General features: G+C 57.3%; 12 protein-coding genes and 1 pseudogene. 3 read left to right on the top strand and 10 right to left on the bottom strand.

Annotated features, from left to right (window positions below):
* The 3 genes from HHL24_RS42090 to HHL24_RS42080 form a co-directional block, all read left to right on the top strand.
* The coding region (locus tag HHL24_RS42090) for a hypothetical protein (RefSeq protein WP_169491159.1) at positions 1–258 on the top strand (258 nt) is incomplete at its 5' end.
* A gap of 439 nt (positions 259–697) precedes the next feature.
* The gene (locus tag HHL24_RS42085) at positions 698–1,333 is read left to right on the top strand and encodes a hypothetical protein (RefSeq protein WP_169491158.1); all 636 of its coding nucleotides are present in this window, start codon (positions 698–700) and stop codon (positions 1,331–1,333) included.
* Entirely contained in the window at positions 1,330–1,872 is a 543-nt protein-coding gene (locus tag HHL24_RS42080; protein WP_169491157.1) for a hypothetical protein, read from the top strand. Before HHL24_RS42085 ends, HHL24_RS42080 begins: the two co-directional genes overlap by 4 nt.
* Before the next feature lie 11 nt (positions 1,873–1,883).
* Here HHL24_RS42080 and HHL24_RS42075 read toward each other — a convergent pair whose 3' ends face one another.
* From HHL24_RS42075 to HHL24_RS43745, 10 genes and pseudogenes are all read right to left on the bottom strand, one after another.
* Positions 1,884–2,603, bottom strand: a complete 720-nt coding sequence (locus HHL24_RS42075) for an IS6 family transposase (RefSeq protein WP_169491156.1) — start codon at positions 2,601–2,603, stop codon at positions 1,884–1,886.
* An 813-nt stretch (positions 2,604–3,416) separates the two neighbouring features.
* A complete protein-coding gene (locus tag HHL24_RS42070) occupies positions 3,417–3,845 on the bottom strand; it encodes a DUF4431 domain-containing protein (RefSeq protein ID WP_169491155.1) in 429 nt (142 codons plus the stop codon).
* 14 nt (positions 3,846–3,859) lie between these two features.
* Complete coding sequence (locus tag HHL24_RS44445) at positions 3,860–4,231, bottom strand: energy transducer TonB (RefSeq protein ID WP_230417808.1); 372 nt, start codon at positions 4,229–4,231, stop codon at positions 3,860–3,862.
* Positions 4,232–4,475: 244 nt separating this feature from the next.
* Positions 4,476–5,360 (bottom strand): retropepsin-like aspartic protease, encoded by an 885-nt coding sequence (locus HHL24_RS42065; RefSeq protein ID WP_169491154.1) that lies wholly within the window; start codon positions 5,358–5,360, stop codon positions 4,476–4,478.
* Between the two features lie 341 nt (positions 5,361–5,701).
* A complete protein-coding gene (locus HHL24_RS42060; RefSeq protein ID WP_230417807.1) occupies positions 5,702–7,045 on the bottom strand; it encodes a TolC family protein in 1,344 nt (447 codons plus the stop codon).
* Positions 7,046–7,220: 175 nt separating this feature from the next.
* A complete protein-coding gene (locus HHL24_RS42055; protein WP_169491153.1) occupies positions 7,221–8,642 on the bottom strand; it encodes an HlyD family type I secretion periplasmic adaptor subunit in 1,422 nt (473 codons plus the stop codon).
* A 27-nt stretch (positions 8,643–8,669) separates the two neighbouring features.
* The gene (locus HHL24_RS42050) at positions 8,670–10,799 is read right to left on the bottom strand and encodes a type I secretion system permease/ATPase (protein WP_169491152.1); all 2,130 of its coding nucleotides are present in this window, start codon (positions 10,797–10,799) and stop codon (positions 8,670–8,672) included.
* Between the two features lie 81 nt (positions 10,800–10,880).
* The gene (locus tag HHL24_RS42045; RefSeq protein ID WP_169491151.1) at positions 10,881–11,696 is read right to left on the bottom strand and encodes a sulfotransferase family protein; all 816 of its coding nucleotides are present in this window, start codon (positions 11,694–11,696) and stop codon (positions 10,881–10,883) included.
* Positions 11,697–11,729: 33 nt separating this feature from the next.
* A complete protein-coding gene (locus HHL24_RS42040) occupies positions 11,730–15,200 on the bottom strand; it encodes a matrixin family metalloprotease (RefSeq protein ID WP_169491150.1) in 3,471 nt (1,156 codons plus the stop codon).
* A gap of 1,299 nt (positions 15,201–16,499) precedes the next feature.
* Positions 16,500–16,808 (bottom strand): annotated as a pseudogene (locus HHL24_RS43745) (IS6 family transposase); the annotation flags it as partial.

Genomic DNA, 16,808 nt, shown 5'->3' with positions numbered 1-16,808 from the left:
CTCAATGCCTCGCAGCTTCAGCAGGAGGTCAACCGGCGAATCCATCGACTGCAGGAAGTCGTCGAGGATGGCGTGAAGATTCGTGTGCCGCGGCCGCAGTTGCAAGAGGCTGACAAGACAGGCTGCAACTGGAGCATGACGCACTTCGGCAACGCGGTCGGCTTCGAGCGCGACATCGAGGGCGTGCTCAAGGCCGTGCGTGCGGAATACAACCTCAACACCGAAGTGAAAGACACCGGCAACCCGTTTGGGGACTAACCGCGAAAGACATCGATTCGTTGTTCGTTTTTGATGGCGTTTGCACTAATGGTGGGCTTACCTCAAATGGTCTAGCTTGCGGCGCCCCGTCGCAGATATTCCTCGCTTGAAACCTATGCTTTCTACGAGCACTGACTGGCCGCATGTCGCTCGAAATTGCCGACAACTGACGAATGGACCTTTGGATTCAACCCTGCGCGCGGTGCGCTGATCTATACGGCAGGCCGGCCACTGAGCTTCCGCACCAGGTGTGGGCGCAGTCGTAGAGCGAAGTGATTTTGTCACGGGCCTCTGCCAGCTGGGACAGGGCGTGAGCCTCTGAGTTGACGCATTTACTTCGTTGCGCAGCGAAGCAAAGTTGTCACTTCGCACCAGTGCGCATTAAATTCGTCAACTCACGTTCGTCATAGACCATGAAATCCTCTGGCAGGTGGTACCCATGGTCGACGTTTTGCGAAGCTTTGAGCCGCTCACGCTGCCGCGTCCTCGCGGCGCGCACCGTTATGACGTCTTCAGTCCGAAACTGGGGCGACGTCTGACCCTATACAGGCGGAGCGCTTTCGAAGCATGGCTGATGCTCGAAGCGGATCCTGCTGCAAAGACATCCTGTGAACGGCCTGGCTTCATGGCAGTCGACGGGCAACGCTGCGTCGTCGATTTCTGGGCAAGGTCTGACGACCATGAATGCCTGGTAGTACTATCGGAGACAACACCCGCGACGGATCGCCCGCGGGGTCGTCTTGACTTCGACCCGGAAGCCTTCGCCGTGCGGCACATTGATGCAGCCGAAAGGGCAGCTGCGCGTGTGTGGACCGGTAACTGGCAGCGCATGCTGCCCGTACTTGTAGCCGCACGGGGCCTAGTCAAGCCTTCGATGCTCGGTGCGATCGAGCGGTTTGTCGCATCGCCCCAATCGCTGATGACCATAGAGCGTGAATTCTCCACGGGCGATCCATCACTCGTCCGGGCGGCCGTTTTCGAACTGCTGCATCGCGGTCGCATCCGGGCGCCAGAGTTACACACTGAAAGCCTGACGTTTCTGACGCGCTTCGTTGCGATACAGGCCACATCATGAGCCGCCGCAGACCCGAATTTCAGACGCTGGATCTTGCCTCTTGGTCGACAATCGCATGGACAGAACTCGACGCCACCGCGCACAGTCGCGTCCAGAGGCATATCGACGCCATTGAGCGCTACGCCAAAGATGAGCCTGTCGGAAGTATTGAGGCCGCAACTGGAGTCAACCGCAGACAGCTCTACCGGCTTCTCGACAGGGCGCTCTCGCTGCATGCCGACGGGCGGCTATACGGCTTCCGTGCGCTCGTTGCTCATGCCCGCGTGACGGAATATACACGCATGCTGCCCGTTACCATGCGCGGCGAACGAAGCGGTGCCGTCGGTGCGCTTTCGCTGCTGTTTGAGTGTTATCCCACACTCGCTGCGTGGCTCGTGCTGCAGATCAGACAGCGCCGCGTGACACCCAAGCAGATACCTTCGAACGACGGCATCCGGATCCGGTTGCACGGTTTGCAGGCTTTGCACGAAAGATTTCTGCAGGGATGCCGGCAGCGGCTCTGGTGCAAATGGCTTGTCTGGCAGAGATGCTTCCTATAGATATGGATGCCTTATCGATTGAACAGGACGGCATCCCAGACAGCGGGCGCAGCAGTATCTTTGAGCCCGACCATGGAGAAGTTGAACTGCCCCTTGCGAATGCGATGCATCAATTCGATGCCTGAAATCGTGGCCGCGGCATTCCTGAACCGTTTGAAGCCGCGCATCACATTCGTTCTGGACTTGATGTTTCGATGGTCCTGCTCGATCAGATTGTTCAGGTACTTCGAGGACCGGATCTTCGTGTCCTCAGGTAGCAGGCCATTGGCCTTCATCTCACGCACCGCCCGGTGCGAGGCGGCATACCCATCGAGCGTGATCGTCTCCGGCGGCTGTCCCTGATGTTTGATTGCCTTGCTGAAAAAGGCTTTGGCCGCGGCCACGTCGCGCTTCGCCCTGAGTATGAAGTCCACCGTCTGGCCGGCTCGATCCACCGCACGGTACAGATAAACCCATTTGCCACGAATCTTCAGGTAGGTTTCGTCAACACGCCATGACCGCCCTGTGGGTACGCCAAAACGATTCCAGCGCTTGACGAACTCCGGCGTAAAGCGCTTCACCCAACGCATAATCGTGGTGTGCACCACCGACAAACCGCGCTCGGCCATCATCTCGACCAGATCGCGCAGGCTGAGCTTGTAGCGAAGGTACCAGCGCACGCAGAGAATGATGATCTCCCGATCAAAATGTCGCCCATCAAACAACGCCTCCAGGCCTTTCCGCTTGCTCATCACCGACCACCAGATTGTTGGGCTGAATACTTTAACCGATTCGCCGAGCCTATTTGCACCAGAACCCTTTATTGTCCGTTTTCTGAAGCGACCCTAAGACGGCGTCGATGATTCTCGATTAGCGCCCGTTCGAGCGACAATTTCCAAAGGCGCTCGCGTTTCCCAAACTGACCGCGTGCTGACTCGTGCGACATGCCTGCTCACGCGTAGTTGCGCGGCATCATCGGCAACACGCGATTCGCAAGTTCTGTTCACAACATTGAAAGAGTGGCCACTCGCACAGCAAATCCGACCAGCTATTTTCTATTACTCCCGTGCTTCAAACTCAACTCTTACCGTGCCAGTTACGTCAATTTTCTTCAGCCTCACGGTCGCCGGCAACGTCGCCGTACTGTTTATTGAGAACGACACGTGCAGAGCAGTGCTACTCATCCAAACAATTTTGGGCGAAAAGCCGTGATCGGAGAAATCATCGCACTCACCTGTGTAGACCGTGTATCTGGAGGCGAGGCCCGCTTGCCCGACATCCACAGACGCAGGCACAACCAGTAAAGCTTGATGGCAATACGGGGAAATACCTCCTCCTCCTGCCCACGTGAGAAGTTCGGCACGGTAGTTACCATCGGGTGACGGGAACGAATGGCGCGCCTCAGGCGGCGGCTCCTCGGAGCCCTTACTCGTGTGCCAGACGAATCCCACGACGGAATAGATCCCAATGGCGCTCAATGAGATCACCACGATACGTCTCAACCAACGCAACAATCTCAATGCCAGCTCCTGAGTTGTGCAACTTTGTTTTAGGCAACGGAATATCTACCAACTCCACGCGTCAATCGGCTTGAGCGATTTCACATCTATCAGTAAGGGTGATCGGTGGTGACCTGTCAGGGGTTCAAACGGGTCGCCTACGATTTGCACCCTGTGACCAATCGCCTTTTCGGCCGCAGCCCGCTCTGGATCGTGAACAACGACCTGAACAAAATACGTCCCCTGGGCGTCGGGGCCAAGCTTGACTAGTGCGTCGGAATTTCCAAGCTGTGTCGTTGGAGTAGCGGGCAACTGCAGAAATAGCGAGTGCTCGATGCGGTCGCCACTTGGGTTCTCACCGTAATTGGGCGGTCCATAAAACTCCCCGATCGCCAGGGTTCCTTCGAGCGTGATCGAGGGTGAGGGTTCGGCTGCCCTGCCAGCAACCATCAGGCAGAACGCAGCGAGAGTAAAGGCTAGACGGGTAGGCTTCATAAGCCGCGGAAGCTCTAATCGCATGTGTGGGCACTTCCCACCGTTATGCAATGCTTGACTGACCAATGGCTTTCGCCTGCGATTCCCGTACTGTCTCCGATGCCGAGCGGGCGATGCGGAGGCCGGAGATGGAATTCGATCCCCGACACGTTTTGATTGGACGGTGCTGGCGGTAACGGCGAAGCAGCGACAATCGCACGTTGTACGGCAGCGTCCCACGCGTCGTTGCCACTCGTGTGTAGCAGCGTGAGAGAGCCTACCGAACCGTCAGGATTAAGCCGGAGAGATACGACTGCTTCCGGATTGCCAAGATCACTATTTGCATCCACAGACAAGTTGCTGGTCAACGCGCAACTGACGTAGCGACGCCATTGTAACGCGTTCATTTCGCCCAACGTTAGAAGTGGTTCGCCGCTGCCCGCTGCGTGAACCAGGCAACGTTTCGCTACGTCGCCAGCCAACGGTATCAGGGGTTTGTTGCTGTTTACCGGAACCTCGGCCGTGCACGCGGCCAGTAAAGCCAGCACGAGCGGAATTAGAGTGAGCGAAACCGGTTCGATCATAGAACGCTCTGGCACGTTGATTATCCGAAAGGACCCAAAGGGCAACATACATGCACCCGCCATGTTTCTACCCCGTCTGGCCCGTGCTGCCCGGTCCGCCTGGCAGCGGTTCGGGCGCCGGATTTGGACGTACACGTGGTATATATTGAATGAATACCTGATTGGTACTGTAGGACAGCCAGAGCTTGCGCCAACGCAGGAAGTCCATCCCAAGCAGCATGTCAGTGCCGGGGAACGACGAGTCCTGCACGAATATTCGTGCATTTCTGAATGTCGATGCACCAACAATCATTATCTGGAAACTGTGTTTGTGCGCAATAACGGCTGCACCTCGCGATCCGAAGAATGATCCTCCAGGTTCGCTGGCAAGCGTCTGCTCATCGACCCCGGCGGCCGCCGCACCTTCACGACTGACGCTTGAGATGTTCGAGCCGGTATCGACCAGCGCCCGGACAGTTGAGCCATTAAGAACGACGGGAATGATGAATGCTTTCTTTGCTGTGCGACCGGCGATGAATGCGTCATAAGGACCGTTCCATGGCACAAATCGACCCGAGCATGACGAGACGCGATACAAGGTCAGCCTGTGATTCGGGAAATCGAATTCCACATCGAATCGAGAGAGCAGATCGGCTCCAAGGAGGCCAACCGCAGACGAGGCGTCATTCTCCTGTTCCGGACGCACGATGTTCGAGGTCAGTACATCGAAGTTCTCCAGCCTCATGGAGCCGAAGTGGATCGAGTGAAGTACGACCGGATGCTGCGTACCCATCTCCCCGCCAACTCCATTGACCCGGACGCTTCGGGTCTGATCCTCGTCGAGATGAAGCGCCGCCGCTGTGCGCTGCGATAGCGCGGTCGAGCCAGCACCGCTGTCGACGAGCATCATGAGCGGTTGCTGCTCAATGATAACGGGCGTAACGAACCGTCCCTGGCTCTCGATGAGCGGCATCTGGGCATCCGCAACGACTGAACATCCTTCAGGCCTCGCTGGCTGTATTGGCTGCAACGGTGCTGAAGGGTTTGGTAACGATGTTACCTTTCCTTCCGTGGTTTGCGCTCTCGCGTGCGACGCAGGTAGCGCGAACGCAAGTATCAGCAGGACACCGTAGCTGACACCAACTCGAACAACGTGTCGACACCTATACCTGAAGATACCTACACGGTTGCGCTCGAACCACCACGGCGAAACCGGGCCTGACGCGGGCCAGTCGCTCATGAGAAAAACCTCCCTCAATCCGTTGAACAGGCGCACTGGTCAGTCCTCAAGCCGAATCTGCCTTCTTGTCAACATCATTTCGGGTCCGTGGACGGTTGGTCGACAATATCCCACATACCCAGCTTGCCGAGTTTGGAGGCCAGTTGCAGCCGCGCGGAGCGCCAGTCTGTCAACGCCTGGATGCGTTGCCGCTTGGCTCCCGCCAACGACGATTGTGCGTTGAGCAGTTCTAGGATATTGCCGACGCCGACCTGGTATCGACGTTGCGCCGCCATATATGAGCGGTGGGCGACATCGAGCAGCGTAGCGCTGTTGTCCAGGTTGTGGGTCGACGTCTGCAGCGCCTGATAACTGGTCCACACGTCGAGGCCGACCTGCTGCTGTACCTCATCAAGCGTGTCACGCTGCAGTTCGGTCTGTGCTTCGGCCTGTCGAATCTGATACGTCCGCCCGAATCCCTCGAAGATCGGTATCGTCAACTGGACGCCTAGATACCACTCGTGACCGGTAGCCGGAAACTGCGGCACGCCAACCTCAAGCGTTGTTGGCTCATTGTTCTGGCTATATTTGGCCACAAGGCTCAGGCTCGGCAGACCCTCGGCACGTGTTTGAGCCACCTTGGCGACAGCGGCTTCAACCTGCTCCTCGGCTGCCACGACGCTCGGGTGTGACCGCTTCGCTTCCTGGATCAGATCGGCGACCGAGTCGCTGAACTCACTGTTGGGTACCACGCCGTCGCCAACATCGGGCAGGGTGATCGGCACGCTGGGATCCAGGTCCATGTCCGAGGCGAGGGTGCCAAGCGCAGTCTGCCAGTCTCCCTGGGCCTTGGTCCGGTTGACGATGGATTCAGCCCAGGAAGTCTCTGCCTGCAATTCGTCGCTGACAGGTGCGATCCCCTTCTCCACGCGGGCCGTTGCGGCCTTGAAACTGTTGTTGGCGGTCTGCTCGATTTCCTGGGTCGCGACAAAAGCACCTTGAGCAGCCTGCGCGGCATAGTAATCCTTTGCCACGTCCGCAAAAGCCGTTTCCAGCGCAGCCTCCTGGCTGGCGTGCGCCGCTGCCAGCAGAGCCGTGGCATTCTGCAGTGCCGCCTTTCGGCCGCCGAAATCATAAAGCACCCAGCTCAGCGACACGCTGTCGGTCTTGAGCAAGCTGCTCCGGTAGTCGGAGCTATATTGCGGGAAACCGGTGACATTCGTGACCGTGTCGTCGCGCACGCCCTGCCAGGTTGCCGATACCGTGGGCAGGTATGCCGCGCGACCAATGCCGACGCCCGCCGCCTGTATCTTGACCTGAGCCCATGCCTCGCGCGTTTTAGGATTGTTGCAAAGGCCGCGTTCGACCGCATCCTGCAGTGGCAGCGGGTTGGGCAGCGGACCAAATACACAGACCCCTGCGCTGCCGTCGTCAAGCATCGCCGCTGACGCCGTGGCTGATACCGATCCTCCCGTGAATAGAGGGTCAATGGCCCAGGCGGGCCCCGACGCGGCGCACAGGATGGACACTGCGGTCAACCAGACTACGTACAGCGGCGCTCGCCCAATCCTCCTCGCTTCCATTCTCCCCGTTTCCTCCATGTTCCAGCTTTGCTTAACGCTCACGCAAGCTCTCCTGACTCGTTTGCACGACGGGGTCAAGAAAGTAGTGCGCAACGCTTCTCTTGCCTGTCTTGATTTCGGCCGTCACCTCCATACCAGGCGTCAGGTTGATCCATTGACCGTTGGCGAGAATCCTGTTCGTCGGCAAGCGGACGTGAGCGACGAACGTCAAGCCAAGCTTCTTGTCCTGTACTGCGTCGTTGGACACAGCGATGACCTTGCCCGTTAGATAGCCGTAGCGCGTATACGGAAACGCTTCGATCTTGATGGTCGCAACCTGTCCGGCTTTTACAAAGCCGATGTCCTTGTTCTCGATGTTTGCTTCCACTTCGACCGCGTCGTCCGGCACGATTTCCATTAGCGACTGTGCTGCAGTGGCAACACCCCCGACCGTATGAATGGCGAGTTGCTGCACCGTCCCGTCTACGGGGGAGGTCAGACTCATCAGCTTCTGCCGGGTGTCCGCCTTGGTCTCGTCGTTGCGGCTCTGGCCGAGCTGCTGGGTAGCCTTGTCGAGCGCGTCCAGTTGGGTGCTGCGAAACTGGGAAGTGGTTGATGCAATGTCTGCGCGTTGTTCAGTGATGCCCTCAAGCAGTTCATGGGCATGACTCTGCTGGGCGGCGAGTTCATGTTCTTTCTCGAGCGCGGCCTGTTCCTTGTCCAGGTAATCGGTCTTCGCCACGTACTTGTCGGCGGCCAGTGACTGGTACTGATCGGCCTGCTGGCGGGCGAGCGGTGCCGTGGCCGCGAGCCTGGCGATTTCCTGACGTGTCTCATCCAGCTCGGCTTCGCGCTTGAGTAATTCCGCCTGTGCACTGTTCAGCTTGTCCTGATACTCGCGATAGAGCCCGTCTGCAAAGTGCTGCGCTTCCTGCTGCTCCTCTGCCGATGCGCCGTCGACAGATGCCATCGCAGGTGGCCGACCCGCGCTCTGTGCAGCCAGCAATGTGCGCGAGCGTTCGGCGGCAAGCGCTGCATCGATTCGCGAAGAACGGGCCTTGTCGGAATCCGCCGCAGCCTGGGTCGGATCGAGTTCCATCAGTAACTGACCGGAGCGCACGCGTTGACCGTCATGCACGAGAATTCGCCGAACCACGCCCGTAATCGCCGGCTGGATCACCTTTACTCGCTCATCAGGCAGCAGCTTGCCCTTTGCTACCGCCACGATGTCGAGTTGCCCAAATACAGCAATCAGGATAATCAGAAGCGCCAGCACGACGACAATGCGCATCGACCACCGAGGTGCCGGATGCACCGGCGTTTCCACCAGTTCGAGATTCGCGGGCAGGAATGCACGTTCATGTGAAAGGCGCAGCTGGATATCGAGTTGATGGCGGATCGACCAGGCGGCACGAAACACGGCGCCGTAGCGTCGCAGCAGGTCGCCAAGCGCCTGCGCTCTTATGAAATTCATGATGGATTGCCGTATCAGCCTGTTGGGTCAACCGTTCTGAAGCGAGACCAGATGCGAGTAATAGCCGCCTAGCTCGAGAAGTTGCTCATGGGCGCCGCGCTCGACAATCTTCCCTTTGTCCATCGCGACGATGTGATTGGCGTGCCGGACCGACGTAAGCCGATGCGCGATGATGATCACGGTGCGCCCCTGACACATCGCCCGCATGTTGTTCTGGATGATCCGTTCGGTTTCGAAGTCGAGCGCGCTCGTCGCTTCATCGAAAATGAGAATGCGCGGGTTAGTCACCAGTGCACGCGCAATGGCGATGCGCTGCCGTTGGCCGCCCGAGAGATTTGAGCCGTGCTCGCCCACAACCGAGTCGTAACCTTCCGGCATTTCCGAAATGAAGTCGTGAGCGCCCGCGAGTTGCGCCGCGTGGATGACCGCTTCGAGCGAGATACCCGGATCGGTGACCGCGATGTTCTCGCGTATAGACCGGTTGAAAAGCAGGTTCTCCTGGAGCACGACACCGATCTGCCGCCGTAGCCACGCCGGGTCGGCAAGCGCGAGATCGATGCCATCGATGCGCACCCGGCCATGCTCCGCGATATACAGACGCTGGAGCAGTTTGGTCAGGGTACTTTTTCCTGATCCGGAGCGGCCGACAATGCCGATGATTTCGCCTGCCCGAATGTCGAGCGAGACATCATCCAGAATCGTGGGACCGTCAGGCCTGTAGCGGAAACGGATATTCTGGAAACTGATGTCGCCCCTGACTGCCGGCAACGCCTGGCGACTTTGAGGCAATTCAGTGCGGCTGTTGAGGATATCGCCGAGCCGGCCCATCGAGATGCCAATCTGCTGGAAATCCTGCCAGAGCTGCGCGAGTCGCAGGACGGGTGCGGCGACCCGCTGGGACATCATGTTGAAGGCGATGAGTTCGCCCACCGACAGCTTGCCGTCGATTACCAGCTTGGCGCCAAAATAAAGGGTGACGAGAGTCACGAGCTTGCCGACCAGCTGGATAAGTTGCTGACCGACGTTGCCCAGCGCACTCACGCGAAAGCCTGCCGAGACATAGGCGGCGAGCTGGCTGTCCCAGCGGCGGGTGAACTGCGGTTCGACAGCCATTGACTTGACGGTTTCGGCACCGGAAATCGTTTCAACAAGAAAGGACTGGTTGTCGGCACTGCGGGCAAACTTCTCGTTCAGGCGACGGCGCAGGACCGGATTGAGTGTCATCGAGATAGCCGCATACACTGGCAGCGAGATCACCACGACAAGCGTCAACCAGACGCTGTACACACACATGACCGCGAGAAAAATGAAGGAGAAGAACAGGTCGATGACTGCGGTCAGCGCCTGCCCGGTCAGGAAGCTGCGGATATTCTCCAATTCGCGCACGCGTGCAACGGTATCTCCAACCCGACGTGCACCGAAATAGGCCAGCGGTAGCGCGAGCAGGTGCCGGAAGAGACGTGCACCCAGTTCAACGTCAATACGGTTTGCCGTATGCGAGAACACGTAGTTGCGTAGCCCGGTCAGCAATATCTCGAATATCGAGCTGACGAAAAGCGCGATGCACACGACATTCAACGTATTGAACGCCCGGTTAACGAGAACCTTGTCCATGACGACCTGGAACATCAGCGGCGACACCAGCCCGAATAGCTGCAGTACGGCGGAAACAAGCAGCACTTCGAGCAGCAACCGTCGATACTTGATGACGGCGGGGATGAACCACGAAAAGTCGAACCGGGCGAGTTCGCCAGCAAGCGACGCACGCGAGGCGAAAAGCAGCATCTGACCGCCACAACGAGCTATCACTTCGTCATGGGAGTTCGCGGTGGTGGTGCTCGCGCCTGAGTCAAGTATCAGGACGCGCTCCGGATTGCAACCAGCCACAATAAAGTGCTGACCGTCCTGGTCGAGTGCCAGCGCGGGAAAAGGTGTGCGGTGCAGCCGGTCGACTGAGACTCGCACCTTTCGCGTCTTGAGACCTAGCGAACGGGCGGAGAGCGAGAGTTCACTGTCGTTGAACGCGGCCGATTTGATACCGGCTGCGTGACGCAATTGTCCCGCATCCGCCGCGATACCGTGAAAGCGCGCAATCAGCACGAGCGCGGCGAGCCCCGGATCACTGTCGGGGACAGCTTGTTGTTCTGGATCAGACATACAAAGTAGATATTCCGTCAGGTCGTAGCAGAGCGCAAAGGGTCTAACGCCGGGAGATGCGGGACGACTGGTGGCGGTCCCTCAGACGATCCTGACGTCGCGCGTGTTCAACTCCGGCTTCGTCCAGAAGTTCGTACCGGCATATTTCGCGAAAAGGTCCGGTGGAATGCAAGGCTTGCGCTCCTGGTACTCGACTTTCGGTCTGACCTTATGCAGCCCTGGCATGCCCAGTAGCGTGTCGTAGTCGGGTTCGTCATAGACGGCGTTATCAAGGTCATGCGCGTACCACGGCTCTCCGAGTTCTTCGTACAGTCGTCGCAGGGTCCGCTCAGGCTGAAGCACCAGGTGTTCGTAGGGGACGATGATCAGACGAGCGGCCCCGGAGCCAAACCACGCCTCGCGCAGCGTGGTCCAGGACAGGCCAATCAGTCCGTTCTCCGAATTCATTAACGTTTCCGCGCGCGAATACATCGATGTGCCCGGCTGGAAGTTGAACATGCGGGAGAGCTGGAGTGGATTCTTCGCAAGCATCCGCTCGATGCTGTCGATGATCCACCCAACCTCACGCACACAGCAGACGATGCGCGATTGCGGATACAGCTCGCCCAAAAGCGCCGTGCGGCCCGTCCAGCTTCGATTGGTATCGAACACGACGCGTCCTGGTTCTATATCAGCGTAGTAGGCATCGAACACTCCACGCAGCATGGTGGCGCGTCTCCCGTCATCGAAAAACACACTAAACTCGCCGCCGCACATCTTCTTGTGAAGCGCCCCGCACAGCGAGGCGACGGGACTGGTCATTGCTGCGGTGAAGCGGGGATTCTGGCGCAGGAGCGCGCACAGTAAGGTTGATCCCGAGCGGGGCAGCCCCGAGATCAGATGTAGTCCGGTAACCATGCGGCTCCTTTTTCCTCTAGGGCGGGTAGTCGGTCAGTGCGCGCCGACGGCCAACACCATGTGGTGGTGGTGAGCGTGGTCATCGTGCATCAGGCTCGTGTTTCCAGCCGACCGCGGATTGAAAGACGCCATCCCCGCGATCAGTTGACTGAGCTGATCGTTGACCGTTATCTGGCCGCCTGCCGGAGTGGAGGCCGCAATGCCCGCTTTACCTGCACCCGGTTGCGCTACATTACCGGCCGAACCATACAATGACTGGATGCCCGCAATATCCGTGCTGTCCAGCGTCTGGTTATTCGACGTCAGCTCGTAGTACATGACCGAGTCCTGGTCCGAATCATCTGCCAGCCCCAGCGCATGCCCGATTTCGTGCAGTAACACCTGTTCCAGTGTTGCGCTGGTACCGGAGTAGGTCAGTTGCCCATCAGACCCTGCAACCAGTGCATCCTGGCCCGGGTCTTCGAGCTGGATGGTCGCCGCCGATAACTGGCCGGCGCTTGCCTGATAACTCGTATAACCGGCGACGCCGGAGGTGAGAGTATTGAGATCGCTGAATCCAATCTGGATGTCGGCCGGTGAGGTCGCCGACACTTCAGCGAAGGTCAGTCCCGAGGCCGCCGCCCATGTCGCAAACGCCTGCTGGACTTCGGCGTCGTACTGACTGCCGATACTGGCGCCCAGACTCCAGGTGATGGCATCGCCGGTCCATTTGCTGCCGGAATCGACTGCCGTCCCTGTGCCTGCTGTCGGCGTGGCGGCTGCCATTTCCTGTGCCTGCTGAAGCGCGGCTTCGGCCGCAGCCGCTCCCTCCTGATCACCGATACTCAGGTCGTACTGCGCAATCGAACCAATATCGCTTCCCAGCGCGGCGTTGACCACCGATTGCTTGCCGGCGAAACCGTAAGACCCGCTGAAGCCGTCGTAGCCGCCGTCAGAGAACGGATTGCTGGCGGTCTGGTACCCCGACCCATCGCCCGGCTCACTGCCAGTTTCCGCGCCGGTCGACGGGTTGTACGTGGCAATACCCGTCTCCGGATCGACGTCCGAAGAATTCGCGGAGCCCGCGTAGTTTTCGATCTCTGTTACCTGCCCGGCCGAGTTGTAGATGGTGTCTGACGTCTCCCAGCCAGTCGTGGCGCTATAGCTGATCGCGCTGGTTTCATAGTCGTCCGTCGGGGTGCCTACGAAGTTGTCGACGCCCGTTTCCACGCCCGCGCTGTTGAACTGTTCGCTGCTCGTCTCAGCGCCGTTCGACGCGTTATAGGTGTCAAGTCCCGTCGTCGGATCAATGCCCGCTGAGTCTTTTGCGCCCGCGTAAGTCTCATACGCGGTTTCCTGACCCACCGAATCGAACTGGGTGTCAGAAGTCTCCCAACTGGTCGACGGGTTGTAGGTGCTGAACCCTGTCTCGGGATCGATACCGGCCGAGTCTGCTGCGCCTCCATACGTCTCGTATGCGGTTTCCTGGCCCGTCGAGTTGAACTGGGTGTCAGAAGCCTCCCAGCCGGTCGACGCGTTGAAAGTGATGAGCCCTGCTTCCGGATCGATGCCCGCCGAGTCGGCGGCGCCTCCATAAGTCTCGTACGAGGTTTCCTGACCCGCCGAATTGAACTGGGTGTCAGACGTCTCCCAGCCGGTCGTCGCACTAAGGGTTATGGCGGAGGTTTCATAGTCGTCCGTCGTATTGCCAACGTAGTCGTCCACGCCGGTTTCCACGCCCGAGCTGTTGAACTGTTCGCTGCTGGTTTCCGCGCCGTTCGATGCGAAGGTGATGAACCCCGCCTCCGGATCGATGCCCGCCGAATCTGCGGCACCTGCATAACTCTCATACGAGGTTTCCTGACCCGCCGAATTGAACTGGGTGTCAGATGTCTCCCAGCCGCTCGTTGCGCTCAGGGTTATGGCGCTGGTTTCATAGTTGTTGGTCGTGGTGCCTGCATAGTCGTCAACGCCCGTTTCCGCGCCCGAGCTATTGAACTGTTCGCTGCTGGTTTCCGCGCCGTTCGAAGCGAAGGTGATGAGTCCGGTTGTCGGGTCGATGCCTGCCGAGTCTGCTGCGCCTGCATAAGTCTCATCCGACGTTTCATGACCCGCCGAGTTATACGATGTGTCAGACGTCTCCCAGCCGGTCGTCGCGCTCAACGTTATGGCGGCGGTTTCGTAGTCGTCCGTCGTGGTGCCCGCGTAGTCAACGACGCCCGTTTCCACGCCCGCGCTATTGAACTGTTCGCTGCTGGTTTCCGCACCGTTCGATGCGAAGGTAAGGAGACCTGTCGTCGGGTCGATGCCCGCCGAATTTGCCGCGCCGGCGTAAGTCTCATCCGACGTTTCTTGACCTGCAGAGTTGTATTGCGTGTCGGACGTCTCCCAACCGGTCGTCGCGCTCAAGGTCATAGCGCTGGTTTCATAGTCGTTCGTTGTTGTGCCTGCGTAGTTATCGATGCCCGTTTCCTGACCCGACGAGTTAAACAACAGATTTGACGTTTCAGCACCGTTGGCAACGTTGTAGTTGAACTGATTGGTCTCGTAGTCATCCGTGGTGGTGCCCGTAAAGTCCTGGACGGACGTTTCCTGGCCCGATGAATTAAGCTCCATGTCCGCCGCTTCGGCTCCAGCGCCGTTAAACACGGATACGGTTAGGGAGCCATTTGAAGCTCCTGCTATCACGTCTGATGCCCCAGCTGATATCGGGTTGGCATTGCCTGACGCCGTAATGGTCCCGTTATCGATCGTTAGAGTTCCGCCGTTGGAGCCGCTCCCAACGGTTAGGTCGCTATTGCCATCCACGTTTAAATTAAGATTTGTGCCGTTCAGCCCCGGTGAAATAACTACGTAGGAACCATCATCGCCAAGCGTCACCGTTGCGACGTTGTTCGGGTCAGTCGCCGTAGGTTGCTGATATGTATTATTACCCTGAGAAATATTAAGCATTGACGCAGCGTTGCTCGCGTCGCAAATAAAATTTGAATCGCTAAGGCCAGTATTGGAGACAGTGTAATTCCCGCTGGAATCGGGTGTCAGGCCGGAGTTTTGCAAAGCTTGTTGAACAGCATTTGCAATCGTTGCAGAATCAAGGCCGGCGCCTGCAGCATTTAACGCGAAACCTAGCGCATTTATTAATCCACCAACCGTAAACGTGGCTCCGCCTGCTATAATGCTTACGGTTGATGCCGCAAGCCCCAGAAACTCAACGCCTTGCCCAACCATCGTAACTAAATCGCCCGCCATAGTTACTGCTAGGCTAGCTCTGCTGGTGGCATTCATCGACTCGCCGTTCTGTACAAGATTCGCCAGATTCGCAGCAAAAGCGTTTGCAGCAAACGCAGCTCCCTCACCAGGAATGGCGCTTGTCAGTAAGGCCGCCGCATTGGCCAAAGCGGCATTGTATGCAACCTTATTGCTATAAGTTCCGTCGTTTTCATATGCAGACGCGGCGGCAGCCACGTTAGCTGCGTTATCTGGAACACCGACAACAAATGTACCAACCGTCACGGGCGTTGTCATGGAATTGACTCCTTAAATTTATTCTCAATTACAATAAGAAGAAGACACTAAGTGAACGACCAGCAAATATAAGAATAATCCGATAATTAGAGCAAAAACGCGACTCTGCGCAATGACTTCTCGCTCGCCTCTGCGCCCACTTCCAAATAGTTTAAAGTATTGAAATCCAGATAAAATTACTGAGGCGGCCATTGCAACCACATATGCAGTAAAAATTACTGGTGCTATCGAGTTTGGTAGCTGGCTATAGTTAATCGGAAATTTATCGCAGTTTAAAAAAAATGCCCCTGCGAATAACACCATAAATGCCGACACGCATAGCACGAAAGGGTAAAATTTTCTGTGATTCATTGGTTTGCAATTTTTGCGAATTTTAAATATAAAGGTTGCGATGGTTTATAAAAAATTTAAACATTCAAGGTAATTTTCTGCTTGAGTTTCGTATAGACGCAGCGCTACGCCAATCTACGCCATGGGAGGCTAAAATCAGACGTTGTAGATGTATGTTCTGCGGAGGCGAACATTCATAGACTGTCAGGTGTGCTTTCATGCTTTTCCTCCCCTAAAAAATATAAATAAACTTACAATTTCTATTCAAAAAATTAACAAATGCCATCGAATTTCTTTCGAAATACAATGAGACTAACTAATTTTAAATAAGCAAAATTTGTGCCGAGAAATTTTTAAGCTGTGACTGACGCAGTCAATATGCAAATAGCAAATTAAATCGCCAAAAAAACAATGACGTACCTCAAAGTATGGTCGTTTAGGGAAAGCGAGTTATGCGGCTGTGAAGCGCTGCTGACGGCGAGCGTTACGTAGCGCTCGGGAACATGCTCGGTGAACCTGGTGATGCCAGGTGCTTGTGGGTGTCTTCAATTTGTTGGGGCTGTCCGAGGACGGAAGAAACTCAGTCGGCGCGCGAGGGACCGCTATTTAAGCGAACGGGAGTCTGAATATCTCCTCGAATGGGCTGACCAACGAATGCAGTTGGTCGGCTTGCGCTTGGCGGGCGGTCGCGCGCCAAGCGCGGACTTCTGGATTTCGGAATTTTCGCTAATGTGCCGACTCGGGGCAATTGACATGTTTAATTCGCATCCCGGAAAGCCTTGTCCAGTAAGGCTTCGTGGCGTTCGACGCACGCGCCTCGGCGAATTGACAACGTTAATATCGCAAACTTGACAACTTTATTGCGTTCTACGGTTGCACACGCACCAGCCACGGCTTTGCCCGGCTCTGTCAACTTGGCGGGCGTAGACTACCTGCGTAGCTAAAGCGTAGTTATCCTTATCAGATAGCTTACTTGACCGCGGCAGTAACAGTCCAACCATGCCATGTGGCGAAGCGTTCTTTGAGTACGGCACGATGACATGCCGCGTTCATTTGATGTCTGGGCAACGCGAAGTGCTGCCGGATTGGGCCGAAGCATGAGAGGAATGCCTGCGTGCGACGCGCATCGCGAAAGCCGCACATCTGGCGTTCGCGCCTGCGGGTCGGCTGGTGGCTGTTCTCGGCACGGTTGTTCACACGTGCAGCCGCCTTGACGAAAGCGTGCTTCACATGAGCGAGCGCAGGAATCTCAGCCTTCGCCGCAGGATAGCTGCGCAA

The organism is Paraburkholderia polaris (genome assembly GCF_012927345.1).
Taxonomy (GTDB): Bacteria; Pseudomonadota; Gammaproteobacteria; order Burkholderiales; family Burkholderiaceae; genus Paraburkholderia; species Paraburkholderia polaris.
Note: the sequence above shows the minus strand (reverse complement) of the source record. Positions and strands in the feature narration are given on the sequence as shown.